Origin of the sequence: Neobacillus vireti (assembly GCF_036962465.1) — a bacterium.
GTDB lineage: Bacteria > Bacillota > Bacilli > Bacillales > Cytobacillaceae > Neobacillus > Neobacillus vireti_B.
Genome location: NZ_JBALNF010000031.1, coordinates 1 through 20,769, shown reverse-complemented (window position 1 = coordinate 20,769; position 20,769 = coordinate 1). Strand labels below are relative to the sequence as shown.

The 20,769-nt window shown below is 36.3% G+C and carries 19 protein-coding genes; 7 read left to right on the top strand and 12 right to left on the bottom strand.

Going from position 1 to position 20,769, the window contains the following annotated elements; all coding sequences use genetic code 11:
- Positions 1 to 71: 71 nt before the first annotated feature.
- The 5 genes from V7077_RS13905 to V7077_RS13885 form a co-directional block, all read right to left on the bottom strand.
- On the bottom strand, positions 72 to 1,070 hold the full coding sequence (locus V7077_RS13905) for a LacI family DNA-binding transcriptional regulator (RefSeq protein ID WP_335502536.1): 999 nt from the start codon (positions 1,068 to 1,070) through the stop codon (positions 72 to 74).
- A 142-nt stretch (positions 1,071 to 1,212) separates the two neighbouring features.
- Positions 1,213 to 2,613 (bottom strand): glycoside-pentoside-hexuronide (GPH):cation symporter, encoded by a 1,401-nt coding sequence (locus V7077_RS13900; RefSeq protein WP_420489654.1) that lies wholly within the window; start codon positions 2,611 to 2,613, stop codon positions 1,213 to 1,215.
- 247 nt (positions 2,614 to 2,860) lie between these two features.
- Complete coding sequence (gene uxaC, locus V7077_RS13895; RefSeq protein WP_335502530.1) at positions 2,861 to 4,267, bottom strand: glucuronate isomerase; 1,407 nt, start codon at positions 4,265 to 4,267, stop codon at positions 2,861 to 2,863.
- 357 nt (positions 4,268 to 4,624) lie between these two features.
- Positions 4,625 to 6,181: a histidine kinase N-terminal 7TM domain-containing diguanylate cyclase gene (locus V7077_RS13890; RefSeq protein WP_335502527.1), complete on the bottom strand. Its 1,557-nt coding sequence runs from the start codon at positions 6,179 to 6,181 to the stop codon at positions 4,625 to 4,627.
- Between the two features lie 196 nt (positions 6,182 to 6,377).
- Positions 6,378 to 7,880, bottom strand: coding sequence for a malate:quinone oxidoreductase (locus tag V7077_RS13885; protein ID WP_335502524.1), 1,503 nt, complete (start codon positions 7,878 to 7,880; stop codon positions 6,378 to 6,380).
- A 360-nt stretch (positions 7,881 to 8,240) separates the two neighbouring features.
- On the opposite strand from V7077_RS13885, the gene V7077_RS13880 reads away from it, so the two are divergent.
- Entirely contained in the window at positions 8,241 to 8,561 is a 321-nt protein-coding gene (locus V7077_RS13880) for a YbjQ family protein (RefSeq protein ID WP_335502522.1), read from the top strand.
- Between the two features lie 3 nt (positions 8,562 to 8,564).
- Positions 8,565 to 8,789, top strand: a complete 225-nt coding sequence (locus tag V7077_RS13875; RefSeq protein WP_335502520.1) for a hypothetical protein — start codon at positions 8,565 to 8,567, stop codon at positions 8,787 to 8,789.
- A gap of 64 nt (positions 8,790 to 8,853) precedes the next feature.
- Here the strand turns inward: V7077_RS13875 and V7077_RS13870 are convergent, their stop codons facing one another.
- A complete protein-coding gene (locus V7077_RS13870; protein WP_335502518.1) occupies positions 8,854 to 9,609 on the bottom strand; it encodes a ribulose-phosphate 3-epimerase in 756 nt (251 codons plus the stop codon).
- Between the two features lie 369 nt (positions 9,610 to 9,978).
- Here V7077_RS13870 and V7077_RS13865 point away from each other — a divergent pair, with 369 nt between their 5' ends.
- Complete coding sequence (locus V7077_RS13865; protein ID WP_335502515.1) at positions 9,979 to 11,166, top strand: amidohydrolase; 1,188 nt, start codon at positions 9,979 to 9,981, stop codon at positions 11,164 to 11,166.
- A 66-nt stretch (positions 11,167 to 11,232) separates the two neighbouring features.
- On the opposite strand, the gene V7077_RS13860 is transcribed toward V7077_RS13865, so the two are convergent.
- Entirely contained in the window at positions 11,233 to 11,535 is a 303-nt protein-coding gene (locus tag V7077_RS13860; RefSeq protein WP_335502512.1) for a hypothetical protein, read from the bottom strand.
- Between the two features lie 144 nt (positions 11,536 to 11,679).
- Between V7077_RS13860 and V7077_RS13855 the strand changes: the two genes are divergently transcribed.
- Positions 11,680 to 12,174 carry a CarD family transcriptional regulator gene (locus V7077_RS13855; RefSeq protein ID WP_335502509.1) on the top strand — a complete coding sequence of 165 codons (495 nt, stop codon included), beginning with the start codon at positions 11,680 to 11,682 and terminating at the stop codon, positions 12,172 to 12,174.
- A 45-nt stretch (positions 12,175 to 12,219) separates the two neighbouring features.
- Here the strand turns inward: V7077_RS13855 and V7077_RS13850 are convergent, their stop codons facing one another.
- From V7077_RS13850 to V7077_RS13840, 3 genes are all read right to left on the bottom strand, one after another.
- Complete coding sequence (locus V7077_RS13850; RefSeq protein ID WP_335502506.1) at positions 12,220 to 12,666, bottom strand: MarR family winged helix-turn-helix transcriptional regulator; 447 nt, start codon at positions 12,664 to 12,666, stop codon at positions 12,220 to 12,222.
- 74 nt (positions 12,667 to 12,740) lie between these two features.
- Positions 12,741 to 13,193, bottom strand: coding sequence for an AEC family transporter (locus V7077_RS13845; protein ID WP_335502504.1), 453 nt, complete (start codon positions 13,191 to 13,193; stop codon positions 12,741 to 12,743).
- 395 nt (positions 13,194 to 13,588) lie between these two features.
- On the bottom strand, positions 13,589 to 14,923 hold the full coding sequence (locus V7077_RS13840; protein WP_420489653.1) for an amino acid permease: 1,335 nt from the start codon (positions 14,921 to 14,923) through the stop codon (positions 13,589 to 13,591).
- A gap of 365 nt (positions 14,924 to 15,288) precedes the next feature.
- Between V7077_RS13840 and V7077_RS13835 the strand changes: the two genes are divergently transcribed.
- The 3 genes from V7077_RS13835 (at position 15,289) to V7077_RS13825 (ending at position 17,756) form a co-directional block, all read left to right on the top strand.
- Positions 15,289 to 15,744 carry a staygreen family protein gene (locus V7077_RS13835; RefSeq protein WP_335502499.1) on the top strand — a complete coding sequence of 152 codons (456 nt, stop codon included), beginning with the start codon at positions 15,289 to 15,291 and terminating at the stop codon, positions 15,742 to 15,744.
- Between the two features lie 90 nt (positions 15,745 to 15,834).
- A complete protein-coding gene (locus V7077_RS13830) occupies positions 15,835 to 16,716 on the top strand; it encodes an ABC transporter permease subunit (RefSeq protein WP_335502497.1) in 882 nt (293 codons plus the stop codon).
- A complete protein-coding gene (locus V7077_RS13825) occupies positions 16,713 to 17,756 on the top strand; it encodes a hypothetical protein (RefSeq protein WP_335502494.1) in 1,044 nt (347 codons plus the stop codon). The genes V7077_RS13830 and V7077_RS13825 overlap by 4 nt, the downstream gene beginning before the upstream one ends.
- Positions 17,757 to 17,868: 112 nt before the next feature.
- Here V7077_RS13825 and V7077_RS13820 read toward each other — a convergent pair whose 3' ends face one another.
- Together V7077_RS13820 and V7077_RS13815 are read right to left on the bottom strand one after the other, a co-directional pair.
- The gene (locus tag V7077_RS13820; protein WP_335502492.1) at positions 17,869 to 19,425 is read right to left on the bottom strand and encodes an ArnT family glycosyltransferase; all 1,557 of its coding nucleotides are present in this window, start codon (positions 19,423 to 19,425) and stop codon (positions 17,869 to 17,871) included.
- 60 nt (positions 19,426 to 19,485) lie between these two features.
- Entirely contained in the window at positions 19,486 to 20,484 is a 999-nt protein-coding gene (locus tag V7077_RS13815; protein ID WP_215045338.1) for a glycosyltransferase family 2 protein, read from the bottom strand.
- Between the last annotated feature and the right edge of the window lie 285 nt (positions 20,485 to 20,769).

The following is a 20,769-nucleotide window of genomic DNA, read 5'->3' as shown; positions in this document are numbered from 1 at the left end:
TTATGCACACGTGAACATTTTATTTTATTTAAAACCCGTTTATAAGCATTAACCTACAAACGGGAAAATAATTACTTCCATGTTGAAACGGACTTTCTTATCATTAACTCTGTTTCAACAAAAATCTTTTCACCCTTAATCTCTTCACTTTCGATAGCCTTCAGTATCTTTTCAGCACCGATCCTGCTTATTTTCTCAATCGGTTTCTTGACGGTTGTTAGTGAAGGATTGGTATATCGTGCAGATTGAATATCATCAAAGCCTATGACGGAAATATCCCCAGGTACAGTTAATCCCTTTGCAAATACAGCATTGAGAGCACCTACTGCCATATCATCATTGGAACTAAAGACGGCTGTTGGCGGGTTTTTTAAAGATAACAATTTTTCCATAGCCCTATAGCCGCTTTCCATATCATAATTTCCGTTCACAATATATTCGCTCTGAATGGGGATTTGCTCATCTATCAGTGCCTTTAAATATCCCTCTCTCCGCTCCAAGGAAGATTTAAACCCTTTTATACCTTCAATAATCGCGATATCCTTATGGCCCTTTTGGATTAGATACTTAACAGCCTGACAAGAGCCTTCTCGATCGTTCGATAAAATATTAATAATAGACTGATCGCTTACCTCTCTATTAATCACAACAAGAGGAATTTTTTGATTAAGGACATGATAGATAAAAGCATTATCCACTTCACTTTGGCTCATTAAAATAATCCCATCGAATCGTCTATGATGAATCGATGAAAAGTCATGATAATCATCTATGCCTCTTACAAATAAATTGTAATTCTCATTAATAACATTATTTACACCTTTTACAGTGTCTACAAAGAAACTAGGTGATGTACCATTTGAAATACTTGTAAAGAAAAGACCTATCGTATAAGACTTTTGCATAACAAGGCTTTTGGCATTAAAGTTAGGAATATAATTCAGCTGCGCAGCTATTTCTTGTATTTTTTTTTTGGTCCCTGGCTTAATAAGCGGACTGTCATTTAACGCACGGGAGACAGTCGTATGGGATACATTTGCCAGTTTTGCAATATCTTTAATTGTAACCATGTTTGTTCACCCTTTATCTAACCTTCCGCTTCTCATTTTACCAGTAGAACCGATTTTTGAATATAACTATAGCCGCTTAATTGCTGATCTAAAAGACGGGGGAGTGGTGATCCCTCCCCATACCTTTATTTATTTGTCATTCTTAGAGACTTCCTTTTTCCCAACGGCCATTATTTAAATCATTAGCAATACCTTTGAATTTATCATCAGACAAATTGTATAGCAAGCCAAGAATAACCGCAGCCAGCAGTAAGGCAACCGCTGGATAAAGAGTCATTGTCCCTTTAATCCCTAGGAGTGTGCCTGCAGATTGGTGAGCATTTGCAATATAGCCAGTTGCCGCAAGAACACCGGCAGATACTAGTGCAGCAAGTGACTGTGCAATCTTACGAGAGAAGTTAAATGCTGCATAAGTAACACCTTCTTTACGAACACCAGTATGCCAATGTCCATAATCAATTGTATCGGAAACAAATGCCCATGTAACACCATTTGAAATCGCTAATGCGGCATACCCAATTGAAACTAAGACGATAAAACTATAAATATTTGTTGGGATAATAAAGTTTAAACCATCGGCAACGACACCGATTAATAATCCGGCCATTGCTGTTTTCTTTTTTCCAAAGCGGCGTACTAACATTGGAATTAAGGCAATACCTGCAACCGAACTACCCATTTGAATGAAGTTAATAATTGGCTGTAAACCAACGTGACCAAGGTTATATTGGCAGAAATAAATCATCATGGCGTTATTCGTATTCATAGCTGAAATCGTAAACAAAGTCATTAAAATTAAGCACCATAATGGACGGTTTGTGAAGACAACTCGGAAATAGTCTTTTGCTGACTGCTTTTCTTTACCCTTAGAGTTTTCAGTTTTAATATGTTCTTTTGTATTTTTATAACAAATGTAGAAACCAACAATACCAATTAACGCCATTATAGCAGCTGTTACTGGATACCCTATTTTTTGACTTGGAAATAGCATCAAAATGGGAACAAAGGCCACTCCCGTAATCAATTGCGCTCCGATTGATCCCGCTTGGCGTGTCGATGCCATTATCGACCGTTCGCCAACATCCCTCGTCATAACGGAAGCCAAGGAACCATAAGGAACATTTGTAAATGAATAAATTAAACCCCATGCCATATAGGTACCATATGCCCAGGCAATTTTTCCACCCATTGACAGATCAGGCATTGTAAAGGTAACAACCGTCATAACTGCCAGCAAAATAGAAGCAAACATCATAACAGGGCGGAATTTCCCGCGCTTACCAGGTGTCCTCGAGTCAATAAAGGAACCTGCCAAAGGATCCATAAAGGCATCAAAGATTTTCGTTAATGAAAAAACGCCTGCTGCCGCCGCTGCGCTAATGCCAGCAATGTCCGTATAGAAATGCATTAAGTAAGATTGACCTAAATCAAACATGAAGCCGTTTCCAAAGTCACCAAAACCATAACTTACTTTTTCTTTTGTAGTAATTTTTCCCGATCCTTGATCTGAAGTACTATTTTCTTTATTTAATGTTCTTGCCATATTGTCTGCCATAAATACACCACCTTTATATAATAAGGACCTGCAGTTCTTACTGATTGTTAATTTAAACCAATCAATTGAAGCCGTTTCTATAAGTCTTAAAATCTCTTGTTTTTATCGTTGTAAATGATGTGTCTCCTTGAAATAAGAAGTGCTTTTTTGATATACTTTTAGTGATCAATTTTTTCTAGTGTTCCACCTTACCAGTATTACTCGCAATAATACTAGTAACAGGGTGGGATTTTTTTTATAGTTCAAAGCCAAAGTATTCTTTGGCATTTTGATAACAAATACCTTGGACAATACTTCCTAAAAACTCAATGTTATCCGGAACTTCCCCGTTTTCAACCCATTCGGCAATCTGGGAACATACGATTCTTCTAAAATATTCATGTCTTGTGTAAGATAGGAAACTTCTTGAATCTGTCAGCATACCAATGAATCGGCTGAAAAGCCCCATATTGGATAGTGACTTCATTTGTTCAATCATTCCATCCTTATTATCATTAAACCACCAGGCTGTACCGAATTGAATTTTCCCTGGGATTCCGCCGCCTTGAAAATTACCAATCATAGAGGCAATGGTATTGTTGTCGTTAGGATTTAATGAGTAGATAATGGTCTTTGGAAGTCCACTTTCCTGTTCAATCAAGTTCAATAATTTAGATAATGGCTTCGCAATGGATTCATCGTTAATGGAATCCCACCCGGTATCTGGGCCCATTGCTTCAAACATTCTGCTATTATTGTTTCTTAATGCATTAATGTGGAATTGCATAGCCCAGCCTAACTCACTATAAAGTTTGCCTAAAAACTTATAGGTGAATGTTTTGTATTTCTTTTCATCCTCGATGGAAACCTTACTCCCCTGTAATGCTTGCTTAAAAATGGCAGCTGCTTCTTCTTTAGTCGTATCAGCATACATCATTTGATCAATAGCATGGTCAGAGACTTTACAGCCAACCGAATCAAAAAATCTTACCCTTGATTCAAGTGCGTCTAGGAAATTTTCATAAGAGTCAATTGAAACACCTGATACCGTTTGAAGCATTTCAGTCCATTGCTGAAAGGTGTCTCTATTAATTTCTAAAGCCTTGTCAGGTCTAAAGCTTGGCAGAACTTTGACAGCAAAATTAGTTTCCTGTTTTAATTTTAGGTGATACTCAAGACTGTCAGTAGGATCATCGGTTGTACAAACGACTTTTACATTTGATTTGCTAATAAAATCTCTTGCTCCAAAGCCCTCACTATTCAATAAAGCATTAACCTTCTCCCAAATTTGCGGGGCACTTTCTTCATTGAGTAAATCATAAATCCCAAAAAACCTTTGTAATTCCAGGTGTGTCCAGTTATACAATGGATTACCAATTGTCATTGGGACTGTTCTTGCCCAAGCCATGAATTTTTCGTAGTCACTTGCACTTCCAGTGATAAACTCTTCCTCTATTCCATTACTTCTCATTAAACGCCATTTATAATGATCACCATATAGCCATATTTCGGTAATATTTTTAAAGGTTTTATTTTCATAAATCTCCTTAGGGCTCAAGTGGCAATGGTAATCTATGATTGGCATTTGCTTTGCATAATCATGATATAAAGTGACAGCTGTTTCATTTTTTAATAGAAAATTATCATTCATGAATTTCTGCATATTCTTCACCATCTTCCTATAATTTAGATTTTGGCCATTTCAGGCCGTAAAACATTTTGTTAACGTTAACATGGTGACGTAAAAAAAATTAAATTCTAGTCATTTGAAGGGTTATGTTTTTTGCTTTTTGTTTCTTTAATGTTAACGTGAACATTTTTCCTGTCTTTATAATAACTCGGATAAAGTCATCATTCAATCGTTTTTATAAAATTTCTAAGCGTTTTCAAAAAATGTTCAAAATTCTATAGAAAGTGTGTCACAAATCTGTCATTACACTTTATTTGGCTGAACTATATTGATAAACTATCATCCTTCAAAAAATGCCACCAATTCTGGTGGCATTCACTTATTCCGTTTCTAAATTTCTTTATAGACTTGTACTTGATTGCGTCCTTCTCGTTTTGCGGTATATAAAGCTTTATCTGCTTTATTCAACAGCTGATGCAGTGTTTCTTCTGTGTCTTTTGTTGCCTCAGCTACTCCACTGCTTAAGGTAACGGATATAACTCCCTGCGTAGTTATCAGCGGCTGTGCTGCTATATGTTTTCGCAGTTTATTAGCCAACAATTCACCCTCTAATACTGTCCTTCCCTTTAGAGCCAGAACAAATTCCTCACCACCATATCGCGCAAATAACATGCCTTCCTTCAACTGCGTTTGACACACCTTAACTACATGCATAAGCAGTTGGTCGCCAACATTATGACCATAAGTATCATTGACTCTTTTAAAATAATCTATATCACACAATATAATTGTAAATGGTGATAAATCCTTCTTTGCTGCAGAAAATTCTTGCTCACACTTCTGAAAAAATGCCCGGCGATTATAAATTTGGGTAAGTTCATCATAATAGGCTTGATGCTCCAATTTCATCTGCAGCCTTTTTAGCTCGGTAATATCAGTAAAGATAATTAATAGACCTTTATTATTATTAGCATGTTGTAAGGAAGAAGTACGAACTTGATAGATACACTCTAAATGGCCGACAGCTAACTGCATTTCCCAAATGGAGGCTTCTTTTTTTGGCTTAAATGAATTCGATCTGCCTGATAACATTGACCAGACCATATCAAAGTCCAATCCGAACATCGATTTATCTAAAGGTGGAAACATATTTTTACATGCTTGGTTAAACTCTATTAATCGATTGAACTCATCTAACACAATCACTCCATCATTAATACTATTAAATATCGCGTCCTTCGCAACTGGCATAATGGTAAACATTCGTGATGTGTTAATAGACCATAAATATAAGAGGGAAGAAAGCCATAAGACCATCGGTACGGGATCAATACCTGAAGGTGTAAAACCAATTAGATAAACAAAAGCCGTAAGCATCGGAACTAGTTGACCAAACAATAACGAGATTAATTGTGGGCGATAAACCTTAGCGGTCTCTCTCCAATGAAAAATAACTAGTAAAAAGGCTATAAACATGCAGGCAAATATGAAAATGCCATGAATCATATACCAGATACCGATCTCCTGATGAATGTAAGGGGAACCCAAGATTGGATTAATTTCAAACACTCGATAATGCAAATGGTGCCAGTCGTTCGTAGCAACCATTATCAAACTAACGAGTGGGATCGTAAGAAGAGCTGTAATCCTTTTTTTGGTTATCTTTATTCCCAAATACTGCATGATGAACAATAATCCTAGGGGTGGAGAAAATGGCATGCCAATATATTCAATGATTGTCCAAAACTTTAGTTCTTCAAGTGTCGTAGCCATTAAACCAACAGCAGAAGCAAAACAATAAATGGTGATGGAGGCAGTATAAAGAATAAAATAATAAGCTATATTCGTATAATGGTGCCGCTTTACAAAGGCGTATAAACATAAATACAAATTAAGTACGCCCGATGTACAAACCAGCGTAATATAGGCTGTCAGTTGTGAGTTCACGTTTTGATACCTCTTTTTGGGTCACACTTTTTCCTTTAATGTAGCATAGATAAAAACAAATGTGGATTATTATTAAATAACATCATCTAGATAATAGCTGCTGTAATTGAAACTGAAACGGGAATTGGATCATCCAATTCCCGCTTCTCTACTCGTATTTTTTATGATAAATCTATCACACTAGGATTTAACGAAATTAACTATAGACCAATTCTTTTTCGCTTAGACCAAGCGTCTGTGCTGTTGCAGTATGAATGTCGTGGAAAAACTCTGGATTTTCCACTAGCGACAAGCCATAGGAAGGAATCATTTCCATTATTTTTGGTTCCCACTCTTTCATCTGTTGTGGGAAACATTTCTCTAACACTTCCAGCATAACGTGAACCGCAGTAGAAGCACCTGGAGAAGCCCCAAGCAATGCAGCGATTGAGCCATCAGCAGCGCTGACTACTTCTGTTCCAAATTGAAGTGTCCCTTTACCGCCTTTCTCCGTATCCTTGATTACTTGCACTCGTTGGCCGGCCGTCACGATATCCCAATCCTCAATTTTAGCATTCGGAATAAATTCTCGTAACTCTTCAATTCGTTGTTCTTTTGACAACATAAGTTGTTGAATTAGATATTTTGTTAATGGTACATTCTTTGCCCCAGCAGCTAACATGGTCAGGACATTATTCGGCTTTACTGAATTTATTAAATCCATATTAGAACCAGTTTTTAAAAACTTAGGCGAGAAGCCAGCAAAAGGCCCAAACAGTAAGGATTTTTTATGCTCAATATATCTTGTATCAAGGTGCGGGACAGACATTGGGGGAGCCCCGACCTTAGCTTTTCCATAAACTTTTGCATGATGCTGTTCGACAATCTCTGGTTTGTTACATACCAGAAACAATCCACTAACCGGAAATCCCCCAATATGTTTTGATTCAGAGATACCAGTTTTTTGCAGAAGCGTCAGACTGCCGCCACCACCGCCGATAAAGACGAATTTTGCTGTATGATATTCTATTTGATCATTGTCGATATTATGGACTTTTACTTCCCAAGAGCCATCGCTTGAACGTTTAATATCTTTAACACCATGGCTATAGTTTATCTCGACGTTTTTGCTCCTTAAGTGGTCAAACAACATGCGGGTTAAAGCACCGAAGTTGACATCCGTTCCGGAGTCTATTTTTGTTGCAGCTATGGGTTCATTGGATGTGCGCCCTTCCATGATCAGCGGGATCCATTCCTTCAGTTTTTCAGGATCATCGGAAAATTCCATCCCTTGGAACAAGGGATTACTTGACAGCGCTTTAAATCGCTTTTTCAAAAAGGTTACGTTATTTTCCCCTTGTACCAAACTCATATGAGGAATTGGCATGATAAAGTCTTGCGGATTTTGAATTAAATTACGGTTTACAAGATAAGACCAAAACTGTCTAGAGAGCTGAAATTGTTCATTAATTTGTATTGCTTTGCTAATATCAATAGATCCGTCAGATTTTTCGGATGTATAGTTTAGCTCACACAGAGCTGAATGGCCGGTACCTGCATTATTCCACTCATTTGAGCTTTCTTCTCCAGCGTTTGCGAGTTTCTCAAACACTTTAATTTCCCATTCCGGTGCTAACTCTTTCAATAATGACCCCAAAGTCGCACTCATGACTCCGGCACCAATTAAAATAACGTCTGTTTTTGTCTGTATGCTGCTCATTATAACCGCTTCCTTATCTCTATATTTGAAAAAAAGATGCAGGCGTTCCTGAATAGGTGTCACAAAAGCAAGGCGCCGCCTAGGAACACACGTTTTAGTACCAATGATAATCACGTGACAATTAATATTTATAGATTAATATATTTAGCATTATCTGATAATTATAAACTATTTAAAGCTGGTAATAAAGTGGGACGTTCCCCTTCAAGACCCTACTAACATAAAAAAAATAAAAGGACAACCATTTTAACTGACATTCCTTCACACAAAGTGAGGTTGCTACAAAAAGTAATGGTATTTATATCAAGCGAAAAGTAAAATAAAGGATGTAGTAATCATTTTGTTAAGGGGCGGATCGATATGATTATCGTAACAACTGAAAATATTGCTAATCATAAAATTACAGAAGTGATAGGTCCAGTATTTGGCTTAACTGTAAGAGCAAGAGGAATTGGTAAAGATATCGTTGCTTCTTTGAAGGGACTTGTAGGCGGGGAAATCAGTCAATATACTGAAATGCTCGAAGATGCCAGAAAACAAGCAATTGACCGGATGGTAAAAAATGCTTCGGCCATGGGTGCGAACGCAATCATAATGATGCGCTTTGACTCTGGAGAAATCGGCCAGAATATGAGTGAAATTGTTGCTTATGGAACAGCCGTTATTGCCGAAAAGGTATAACTTATGAAATGGATTGTTGGCTTTTATGGAATTCAACTCATAATTTTAATCATCTTAATCATTGGGTCTTGGTTCATTTGGGACCGCCGCTTCAAAGCCAAGCCTGGAGAGCAAGTACCTAAGGGCTTCGTCCGAACAAATGAGGTATCATTTGACCCAACAACAAATAAAAGATTAGTCGTTTATTTCAATCAGGAAACAGGAGAACGCTTTTATAAAGAAGAATGATGCCATTTCGATCATTAAAGCAAGAAGGAGCCCGTTTAATGTTTAAAAACAGGCTCTTTTTGTTTTATTTTTCAAAACGTTTTCTTCTCTCCACGTCATTTACCGCTTTTTTGCTTGGGATGGAAAGCAAGTCCTCTATGCGTTTCTTTGTGACTGGTTCATTCGGATCAATATTTTGATGGGTTATTTTAATTGCTTCCTCATAATTTGAAGCGTGATAGATACCTGTCCCGATCACAACTGCATCAGCACCTGCCTGAACAAATTCCGAACAATTATCCGGCTTCATTCCACCATCTATTACGACGAAAAGATTAGGGTTTAATTCTTTAGCCCGTTCTCTAATTTCAATAATTCGCTGAACTGTTTCGGAAGATGGCTTTTGACCGCCAAATCCTACCGTAACCGCCATGATTGTTAATGCATCTATCGACTTGAGTACGTCATCCGATATTTTGTCGAGGGGTGTTTCTTTAAGAATGGCGATACCTGCCCGTAAACCCCGTGCGTGGATGGAGTCAATAATGGATAGTGGATCATTTGCTGCCTCTATATGGAATACAATCTGGTCTGCTCCCGCATCGCAATACGATTCAACATGGTTCTCTGGATTACTAACCATTAAATGTACTTCAATAGGTACATTTGTTAAATCCCTAATATCAGAAACATCTTTTGGTCCAAATGTTGTTCTAGGAACGAATTTTCCATCCATAACGTCAATACTAAAACCATCTACTCCTGCACGATCCACATCACGTATTTCATCTGATAATTTTGACCAATCTGCATCTAGAATGGACGCAAGTACAATTGCCATATATTTACACCTTCCTATGGATAAGTTAACAATTTCAAGGTTAGCTTAGAAATTTGATTAATTCAATATTTCCCTATAGAAAGCTTCAGGAAAATATACCCACTAATTGTACTTTACCTATAATAAGGTAGTCAAGATTCCATGATTTCAGACTAATTAAATACCCGGAAACAGTGTAGTATGCGATCGAATGGGCATGCTGTTCTGACTGTTCAAAAAGGTTTTAGAATATTTCTTACATGGCTACGGTTTACGTAACCGCGCATTTTTTTAAAAATGGGAATTATATAGTTGAGAAAGAAAGGAATGGGCAGATAGAGGTCTTGAATACCGACTCTGAACAAGTTTTGAGAAAGGATGCTAATAAACATGAGAAAACAATTAATGGACATGTTAGACGCTCGGCAAGAAGAAATGATTCAAATTCGCCGATATTTACATGAAAACCCTGAATTATCTTTCCACGAGAAAAAAACAGCACAATACATTTTGGATTTCTATAAGGAAAAGGACGTAGAAGTTCAATCCAATGTTGGGAATGGCCATGGGATTATCGTGACCATTAAAGGTGGAAAGCCTGGGAAAACGATTGGACTTCGTGCCGATTTTGATGCCCTCCCAATTACAGAAGAAACGGAGCTTTCCTTTAAATCGAAGAATAAAGGGGTGATGCATGCTTGTGCCCATGATGGACATACTGCTTACTTAATGGTCCTTGCTGATTGTCTGATTCAATTAAAAAGTGAGATACCTGGTACTATCAAAATCATTCATCAACATGCCGAAGAAGTACCGCCAGGCGGCGCAAAAAGCATTGTTGACTCTGGAGCACTTGATGATTTGGATAATATTTTTGGAATTCACTTACTTCCAATGAATCCAGCAGGTGTTGTAGGATACCACAGCGGCTATTCGATGGCAGGTAGATCCTATTTTAAATTGGGAATACAAGGGGTAGGGGGACATGGCTCTTCCCCGCATATGGCCAATGATGCAATTGTTGCCGGTTCTTATTTTGTGACAGCCGTACAGACGATTATTAGCCGCCGTTTAAATCCCTTTGATATGGGGGTCATCACCATTGGTTCATTTGACGGAAAAGGAACATTTAATGTAATTAAAGACCGTGTGGAGATTGAAGGGGATATTCGATATATGACAGGAGACACAAAAGAGTTAATAGAAAAGGAAGTTCGCCGCATTGTAAGCGGGATTGAAGCTGAGTTTGATGTGCAATGTGAGTTAACCTATACATCTGATTATCCGCCTTTGTATAATCATCCAGAAATTACTGCAGGAGTGAAAGCCAGTCTTGAAGGGGCAAATGATCCGGACATTGAGCAGGTTGTGGAATATCCAATGATGTCACCCTCAGATGACTTTGCTTATTACTTAGAAAAGATTCCTGGATGCTACTTTTATATTGGCTGCACCCCAAAAGGCGTCGAAAAACCTTATTTCAATCACCATCCCAAATTTGAAATCGACGAAGACGCCCTCATAGTCGCAGCAAAATCAGTCGGTTATGTAGTCTGTGGCTACTATGGATTAGATTAGAGCAAAAGGTGTCAGGCACCATGTGAAAAATTCACATGGTGCCTGACACCACCGAAACTTTGGTTCTTATTTGTTTTTTCGAGGATCAAAAATTAGATCCTTGCTATAAAAATATCCAAAACGATTTTCGTTAAATTGAACTCTATATGAATATGCACCAGATATACTCTGCCTTTGTTCACTAATAACCCCTGTTTTACTCTCAAACCCTTTTAAATAAAAGTAATCCTCAGGTTCCATTCCCTTTATCGATTCTTTATCAACCGCTTTTATCCTCACTCTTTCCCCAATCTCAAATCGCATCGCCGGAGACGCATCGTTTTTCTCTCTTTCAGAAAGCTGCTGGTGTTGTTCTTTCACAATCTCCATTTTCTACATCTCCTATTTTTAAAAAATCACCTTCTAACTGTACATAAGTCTATCAATATTGTCAACGAGGTTGACAATATATGAAAATAGGAGTAAGATAAATTGTAAACTAGGTTTACAATCATGCGATAGGGGGATATAAAAATGTTTAATGTCGGAGATATGGTTATTTATTCTATACACGGTGTAAGCAGGATTGATGATATTTGTGAAAAAACTATTTCTAATGTGACCAAAACATACTATGTTTTACATCCTCTTGATCAGACTAATCTCATCATCAGTGCGCCTGTTGACAGCGATAAAGTTGTGATGCAAAAATTGCTGGATTCAAATGAAGCTAAGGAAATTTTACTTTCCTTCCAACAGCCGGAGGCAGACTGGATTGATAATCCGAAACAAAGGTACAGACAATACCAAGATATAATTAGAACAGGGAATCGAAGGGAGATTGCTAAAATAGCCCGTACGTTAATGAGGAAAGACATGGAGTTGCATTTGGAACATAAAAAATTGTATGAGCAGGACCGCAAAATATTAGACCCTATTCAACATTTATTGTTTAAAGAATTAGCAATGTCTTTGGATACTACTTTTGAAAAAATAGTTGAGAAGGTAAATCGTTTATTAAAACAGTAATCAAAAAAAAAGAGTTGGAGATCATAGGATGATCCTCACAACTCTTTACTCTTTATAGGCTTCCTCTAATCCCCAATCAGATTTTAATAAATCCTTCAGGAATGCTACTTGCTTTTCTCCAATATTCTCAGCGACCTTTTTCACAAGTGAAGCCTTTAGTGCCGCGTTTTTTTCATAACATTCTTCACCTAATAAAGTTAATTTTATGCACTTTTCTTTATTGTTGTTTTTTACGTTCATTACCTCAACTAAATCTTTTGACTGCAGACTTTTGATAAATTTATGGACTGCCTGCCGCGAAATATCTACACTTTTTGAAATATCCGCAATCGTTGGCTGCTTTTTATAAATTCTCGCCATGATAAACCATTCAGAATTGGAAATATGAATATCACTGTTATTATTCCACAATCTCTCTGTGATTCTACGAAGCAAAAGATGACGCTCACTTAGTAAGTCAATTAGGTCCAAGTAGTCCAATTCCGGATTCAAGTGTTTTCACTCCAATCATCTAATTGCCACCTACTATATAAAAAAACTTCTCAAATGTCAACCGTGGTTGACGTTTATAGTAAATACAATTTATTCAAACAACTGCCACCATGAGGTTTTAGACTTAGCCCTTCCTCTGAAAAATAGCTGCCTAAAATATAGGCAATCCCAAAGACTGTAAAAGAGGTTCCGACATCAAACATACTAAAATAGGTTAATCCCTTCACTCCCCAAATGGCATGAACGAGAGGAAAGGCAAATAACCCAACATTAAATCCGGAAAGCATGAGAAAGGAACCCTTTAGTTCCCTTTTTTCATTTTTGAAAAATAGAACACCGAGTAATGCAGTCATGATTCCAAATATAAAGACAATCACTGGTATTAAAATTAAAGAGGTTTCTATTTTTACAGAATCGAAGGTAACTAGAACTAATGCAGGAAGGGTGATTTTAAAAATGATTTTTGAGATGACTTCTCCATCTGTTTCTTTTAAGACCCGTAAACGTTTTAAAACATAACCAAGCAATAATGAAGATGACGTAAAGAAATTCCTGATTCATAAAAAAAGCATTCCTCTAAGGTGTATATTTCCTTATGCTGCTCTAAGAATAAATATCTCAAACATTAGGATAACCTCCGCAAAAAAAGCTGGAGGTGACAGGCACTTATTTCCTATTAAAAATTATAGAAAATAAAAAATAGTCTACTAAGTGATTAGTTAGACTATCTAAAAGACAAATTTCATAACCTTATTTATGGTACGGTTCACTGCACCTTTTAGGAGGCGTTTTTTTTACATGTGGTTATACTCTACACAAACCAGATCATAATGCTGACTACTCGCCTAGCCAATCATTTTTATTCCAAATAAAAACAGAGGCATCGTGTGACTGCCCCTGCTAATCATATTTTTAAGAAGTCTTAAGAAACACGTTTGATATGGCCATCTTCCTCTGCACGCTTGCCGATTCCAAAAGCGTAATAACTAATGGAAATAAGCGCCAGAAAAACAATCCCAACCACAAGCGATACACGCGTGTCCTTATTAAACCACATGGCGATTAATATTAGAACAAGAAATGCGATGGTCAGGTAGTTTGATACAGGAGTAAACGGCATTTTAAATGGATGTTTGTCCATTTTTTCACCCTGAACTTTTCTGAAGTTTATTTGACTGATCAAAATAACAAACCACGGAATCATTCCCGGAAGTACACTGGCACTATAGACATAGACGAATAAATTTTTGGGTGCTATATAACTTAAAATAATGCCCACTGCCAAACCAAGCAGGACACCAATAGTACTTAACAATGGTACCCCATTAGAAGATAGTTTCGTAAAGATTTTTGGTGCTTGCCCATTAATGCCCAATGTGTATAGCATTCGGCCTGCACTGTAAATCCCGCTGTTGCACCCGGACATTGCCGAAGTGATGACAACAAAGTTAATAATTCCTGCTGCCGCTGTCACTCCAAGTTTTGCAAATGTTGCTACAAATGGACTGCCAATTGAATGCAGCTGGTTCCAAGGATAAACTGTCACAATCACAAAGATTGCCCCAATGTAAAAAATTAAAATCCGCCAAATAATGCTTTGAGTCGCTTTTGTTAGCGTTTTTTGCGGGTCTTTTGCTTCTCCGGCAGTTATCCCAATTAATTCGACCCCTTGATAGGCTCCAATAACAAGTGATAAAGCAAATAAGAAGCCTGACCAGCCGCCAGTAAAGAAGCCGCCATGTTCCCAAAGGTTGGTCAACCCAGTTGCGATTCCTCCATTGCCAATTCCAAAGAAAATGAGTCCAAATCCGGCAACGATCATGACTAAAATAGTGACGACTTTTATCAACGAGAACCAAAATTCAAATTCACCAAAGGATTTTACTGAAATTAAATTGGCTGCCCCAAGAATCACAAAGGCAACTAATCCCGGAATCCAAGCGGGAAGATGCGGGAACCAATATTTCATGTATGCCCCAACAGCAATAATTTCGGACATCCCAACAATCACCCATTGAAACCAGTTGCTCCATGCCGTTAAATATCCTGCTAGCGGATGAATATACTTATAGCCGAATGTTGCGAAGGAGCCAGTACTGGGCTCCACATATAACATTTCTCCCATAGCCCGCATAATAAAGAAGATAAAAATCCCTGCTATGATATAGGCAAGCAGGACAGACGGACCCGTCCATTGAATTGTACTTGCTGACCCCATAAATAATCCGACACCGATTGTACCGCCCAACGCAATCATCTGAATATGACGTGATTTCAGGCCTCTCTTTAATTCTTTCGTTTCCACTACGGCACCCCTCTTCCTATTAATTTCTCTATCTACTAATCTTTCTGAATTATTATTCGATTATAATACCTCCACGCGAAAAATACAAATGTATTTTTCAGGAAAACACTATTTATCTAGCTTTTTTTGATGATGGCTTTAAGAGACTAAGCTGATTTTTGAATATTTGAATAATTTTATTGGCGCTTTCATCAGTTACTTTAGCTACTAACTCATCATTTTTAAGGTGCCCTTAAAGAGGTACCTTGATCTTTTAACGAGAATTAAAAAACGAAAATCAGCATAAAGATTAAAAAAAACGATTGGAGTAGATTGCTTTGAGCAATTTCAATCCTGAAAAACTATCAATAGAATACAGAGATGAAATCACTGCTACTGAACCCATTATTCCCAGATGCTACACATTAACTCACTCTGATTTAACCGGAGATTTATTTTTAACTATTGGAGTTCAATATGCTTGGGATAAGATAAATCCGATGAGAGATGAAGTATTAGGTGAATGGAAACAAATTGGAGGTTCCTTATATTATTTTGTTTATTTGCAAATAGATCAAGGACAATATACCAAAAATGTGTCAGCAAAACGCAATGAAATATTTAGACGGGAATTACCGCTAGCATTAACAGCTATACGATACGGTGATAGATTTTTGTTCAACACATACCCTAAGCTAAACCATGCTTCTATCATCATTAATTTTATGTCTGCCTATCCTCAGTTTGCTAGACAAGAAAGTTGGGGGACCTTCCATAGTTATTCGATAAGATAATTATTTGTACACATTCAAATGACAATCATGGTCAGAATAATTTATAATAGAATCACGTTATTGTATATTATTTCCAGGGATGGATAAAATTTGGTTAAAAAAGTGTTGTATCTCCCCATACGCATAACAGCCATTTTGGCTGGTTTCGTCTTTTTGATGAATATTCCTATATTTCTCCACTTTAATGCTAAGGAAAAAAGAATAGATTTGGATATTAGCTTATATTGGGAGTACTCCAAGAGTAACCTAAGCTGGTTTCTTCATATCAAAGACGAAGTTCCATTTATATTTGAATATTTAAATGCTTCAACCATTGATAAATACTTATATACAATGAGCATCTTATTACTTGCTCTCCTATTTGTAATTATAGTGGGGCTGGTTGTCTCAACCACCATCATGATGCTGCCCACATCCGCAAGAAAAAGATTAACTGGTTTCATTGATTTCACAACGAGTGCACCCGAACTATTAATCATCTTCTTGTTACAATATTTAGTCATCTATCTATATAAAACTTACGATATTAAACTGTTTCAGTTATATGGCGGAATGAGTACACAACCCTATTTTTTACCAGCTTTCGTATCGTCCTTTCTCCCCGCCCTTTTCTTAATTCAGTTTTTATTAAAAGAATTTTTAAATGAAGAGTTAAAGGATTATGTCATATTTGCAAGAGCAAAGGGCCTGTCACGCATGACGATTTACTTAAAACATATCATACGTAACATAATTCCTTTATTACTCATTCATTTAAAAGTAATTATCTGGTACATTCTTACGAATATTATTGTAGTAGAATACCTATTTAACATTGACGGGTATATAGGAATTGTAAAATCTTTCTTTGCTAAGCGGATTGTCCCATATGTTATAAGTCTTCTGCTTTTTGCCGTTCCTGTTATTCTATCGAATTTACTTTCTTGGATTGTAACCATTAGAATGAATAGAAAGGAACGTAACAGTATATGAGGATATTAAATTATAAAAAGACCATTTTGGGCTTCTCGATTTTGTTTCTTATCTTAATTCTAAGCTTTCTCTATCCTTTATATGGTCCGGCGGATTTTAACAAAATTCGAATTCTTTCCGATGAAAATGGGAATAGGCTCGGTCTTCCGCCTTTCCCGCCTTCATTTCGTTTCATTCTTGGTTCTGATCGAAATGGAGCAGATATTCTTTTAATGATGATTTATGGTGCAAAATATACAATCCTTATTGCCATTGGCATCACCATACTGAGAGTTTTGATTGGTGGTCTGCTGGGAATCCTTTTTTCCTTTTGGCTAAAGCTATTATTGCCAATTGTAAAAGATTTGTTTGTTGTATTTCGAATTATTCCGCATATTATTATTACATTATTACTTATTACAGCTACTTCAACTACCTATGTAAAAGATGGTGCATTGTTCATTATTGCCTATCAGATGATTATTTTAGTGATTGTGGGTGTTCCTTCTGTCCTAATTAGTACATCGGATATCATCCAAGAACTAAAAGGAAAGTCCTTTATTCAAGGTTCATATTTGATGGGGGCAAGTCATTTTCATATCATAAAAAGGCATCTGAAGCCTTTTATGGCCTCTTATGGTTTGCTCTTATTTGTTCAACAATTACTCAATACCCTGGTGTTAATTATGTTCCTTGGTACCTTCAATATTTACTTGGGTGGTATCTCACCGGAGGAAATTGTCGGGACAGCAGAGACAGGGAGCTTGGGGATAGGTGCTCACAATGTTCCAGGTCAAGTTAGTTCACTTACGAAAGAATGGTCGGGATTAATTGGTCAAAACTACCGGGAATTCTATCGGGTCCCATGGATTGTCCTAGATCCACTGTTTGCCTACTTTTTTTTAATCTTCCTAATTAATATGATAAAAAAAGAGCTGGAAGCAGTAATGGCAGGCAATTACAAAAACCGCCGACCTAAGATAATAATGAAAAATAACACTCAAGATGACCGTACTGCTCCTGATTTTACTTTTCAAACTAAAACAGAGTTGGAAAATTGACAACACAAGAAGGTGTTTCATCCTAAGAAAATGAATTTTTAGGATGAAACACCTTCGATTGGAATTAGTTATAGAAAGTTATTTAACAAGTGTCTATTTTTGACCAAATTTATTAGTTTAACTTAAATAGGAAAAATTTATAGGATAATCCTTCCACATTTTGATTTTGTTGTGAAACCAAATGGTAATTTTCATGAAGATAAGGAATTTGGAGCTGATTAGGATTCATCGCTGGATTTCCTCTAATGACAACAAATTGAATCATTTTTTCTTTTATATAACGATTCTGCTCGTCCCTATTTTCAGGATATACACTATAGTCAATGTTTTGCATTTCAAAATAGCGAATATTCGGCAGAATATTAGCTACAGTATAAAAACCGCCATCTAAAGTTCCATAATTTAATAACGTTGGATGAGGCTCTTGATTCATTATTCTTGCAAATGTCTGTTGAGCCAGAGGGGCTTTTATATACAATCTTGAAGAATTCATATTTACATTATAACCAAAGCACATGAAAATAGTTGTTAATGCGACTAAGAATAAAGCAAACCACCGGCTTGTATTATTCATGTGAATCTGCAATTGCATTTTAGCGTTTTGCAAGTAATGGCCAATTGCTAAAAGTCCCATTAATCCCAATGGAGTTATAATGAGGAAAGAGTATCGGTGGGCTTGTCCTCCTATATATACCCCGGTTATCAAGAATATGATTGTACTTATTAACATCCATTTTTGACCTTTAACTTTTAAATATTTCCATGTGAATAGAAAATCAAGTAAACCAATCGTAATCAATACTTTACTTTCAAAGTTTCTATTAAATTCTGAACCAAATGTTATGGCAAATTTAACAAGTTTTTCGATTAGATTCGTTTGGGATGAATACATAAAAATGTTAAATTTTAAGTACACATCTAAAAAATCCTTCAAAGCATGATTCATTCCAAAATAAATGAACCATGGAAAACTTGATAAAACTAGACCCACAATAGTAAAAAGGATCGCCTTTATTAGTTCCTTCCACTTCTTTTCGCCTACACAAATGAACAAAATGGCAAGGTAAAATCCAATCCACGCCCCTACAAGAGTGAATTTTATCCAAAAGACGCACCCAATCATAATCCCATTCAATAAATAAATAGGCCATTTAAAAAGAGAGACAGAGTCCTTCTTAAAATATTTCAAGATCAAATACAATAGGGTCATTAAGAATGGAATAGAAAATTCTTCTGCACTATCCCCAAACCGAAATGCTTGTTGATTTAATATGAGTAATGGGAAGAAAATAGATATAATAGCTGAGGGCATCCAATTAAAGTAAAGTCGGGCAATTTTGAAGGCTAAAATAAGATTAGCAAACATTGCTAGGCTTTCAAATATATAAACTCCTAGAAACGTCGTATGTGAAATCCAGTAAGCTATTGCATGGATGCCATATAGTAATGGACCTTTTTGTTCAAAAAGATCGCGATACGGAATTAGACCATTCGCCATACCTTTACCAACTGTAAAAAACGCATTTGAATCCACCCACTCTGTTATCACAAAGAAGGGTGAGGTTTGTGTGAAAAATAACATGATAAAAAAGGAATAAAAAAACAAAAAAACAGTAAGTTTTTCATTAAACATCCCAAATAATCTGGTCTCTTTCCATGTATTGTTCATTTTTGTCTCCCGTGCCTTTTTGATGAATCTCAAGGGTTTCATACAGTTCCTTGTTATCCTCTATTTATCCCTTTTTAAATAGGATAAGTTTTTCTTTTGTTTCTCAAGTACACTATTTTGTTCAATGGTATATCTCGGCCGTCCTTTTGTCTCATTAAAAATTTTACCTATGTACTCACCAATAATTCCAACTGCTAATAATTGTGCCCCTCCAACAATCCAAATGGATAACATCAATGATGTCCAGCCACTAATGGTATAGGAAAATATTTTTGCTAATAGGGTGTAAACAGCTATCGCAATCCCGATTAGTACCATTAAAAATCCTAACATCGAAACAAAACGTATTGGTGCAACGCTAAACGACGTCATCCCATCAAAGGCGAATGCAATCATTTTTTTTAATGGATACTTTGACTCCCCAGCGAATCTTTCCTTGCGATTATAATAAACTTTAGTTGTTTTAAAACCTAAAAGAGGAATGATCCCTCGAAGAAATAAATTTACTTCTTGATACTTTACTAATTCATCTAGAGCCCTTTTACTCATTAAACGGTAATCTGCATGATTGGGTACTAACTCGACACCCATTTTCCTCATAAGGCTATAAAACCATAAAGCAGTTTTTCTTTTAAATAGAGTGTCAGTATCACGCTTATCTCTGACTCCGTAAACAATTTCATAACCTTCTTGATACTTCTCAATAAATTGATGAATAATCTCCACATCATCTTGAAGATCAGCGTCGACTGAAATCACACAATCTGAAAAATTTCTTGCGGTTTCTAAACCAGCAATTAATGCCCTTTGATGGCCAAAATTTCTACTTAATTTTAACCCTTGAACATATTGGTTTATTTCGATGTTTTCCTCAATAATATCCCAAGTATGATCGGTACTACCATCGTTGACAAATAAAATAATACTCTCATTACTTATAGATTTATTTATAACCAAATTTGTCATTATTCTGGTTAGTTCTTTGATTGTTTCCTCTAAGGTAGCTTCTTCATTGTAACAAGGAACAACAATCGTTAGTAACGGTAAATTATTTTGCATTATTTTACTCCTAATTTCAAAAAATAATAGTTTCTTTTTTTATAGGTTATCTAGGATATCCTAATTTTACTCTTTTCACAAAAAGAAGTACCACAAAAAAACTCATTTACTTATGATACGGTTCACCACACCTTTTTAACCAGTAGTTTTTCATAAAAAAATCATTTAAAAATACGGTAACGGGGTATTTGTGATTATTTGGTATTTCTTCAGACACTTTTTTTGTTTTGCCCTTGTCCGATGTTGGCTCATCTTCGAACACAATTTCGCTCTTTTAGCTCTTCC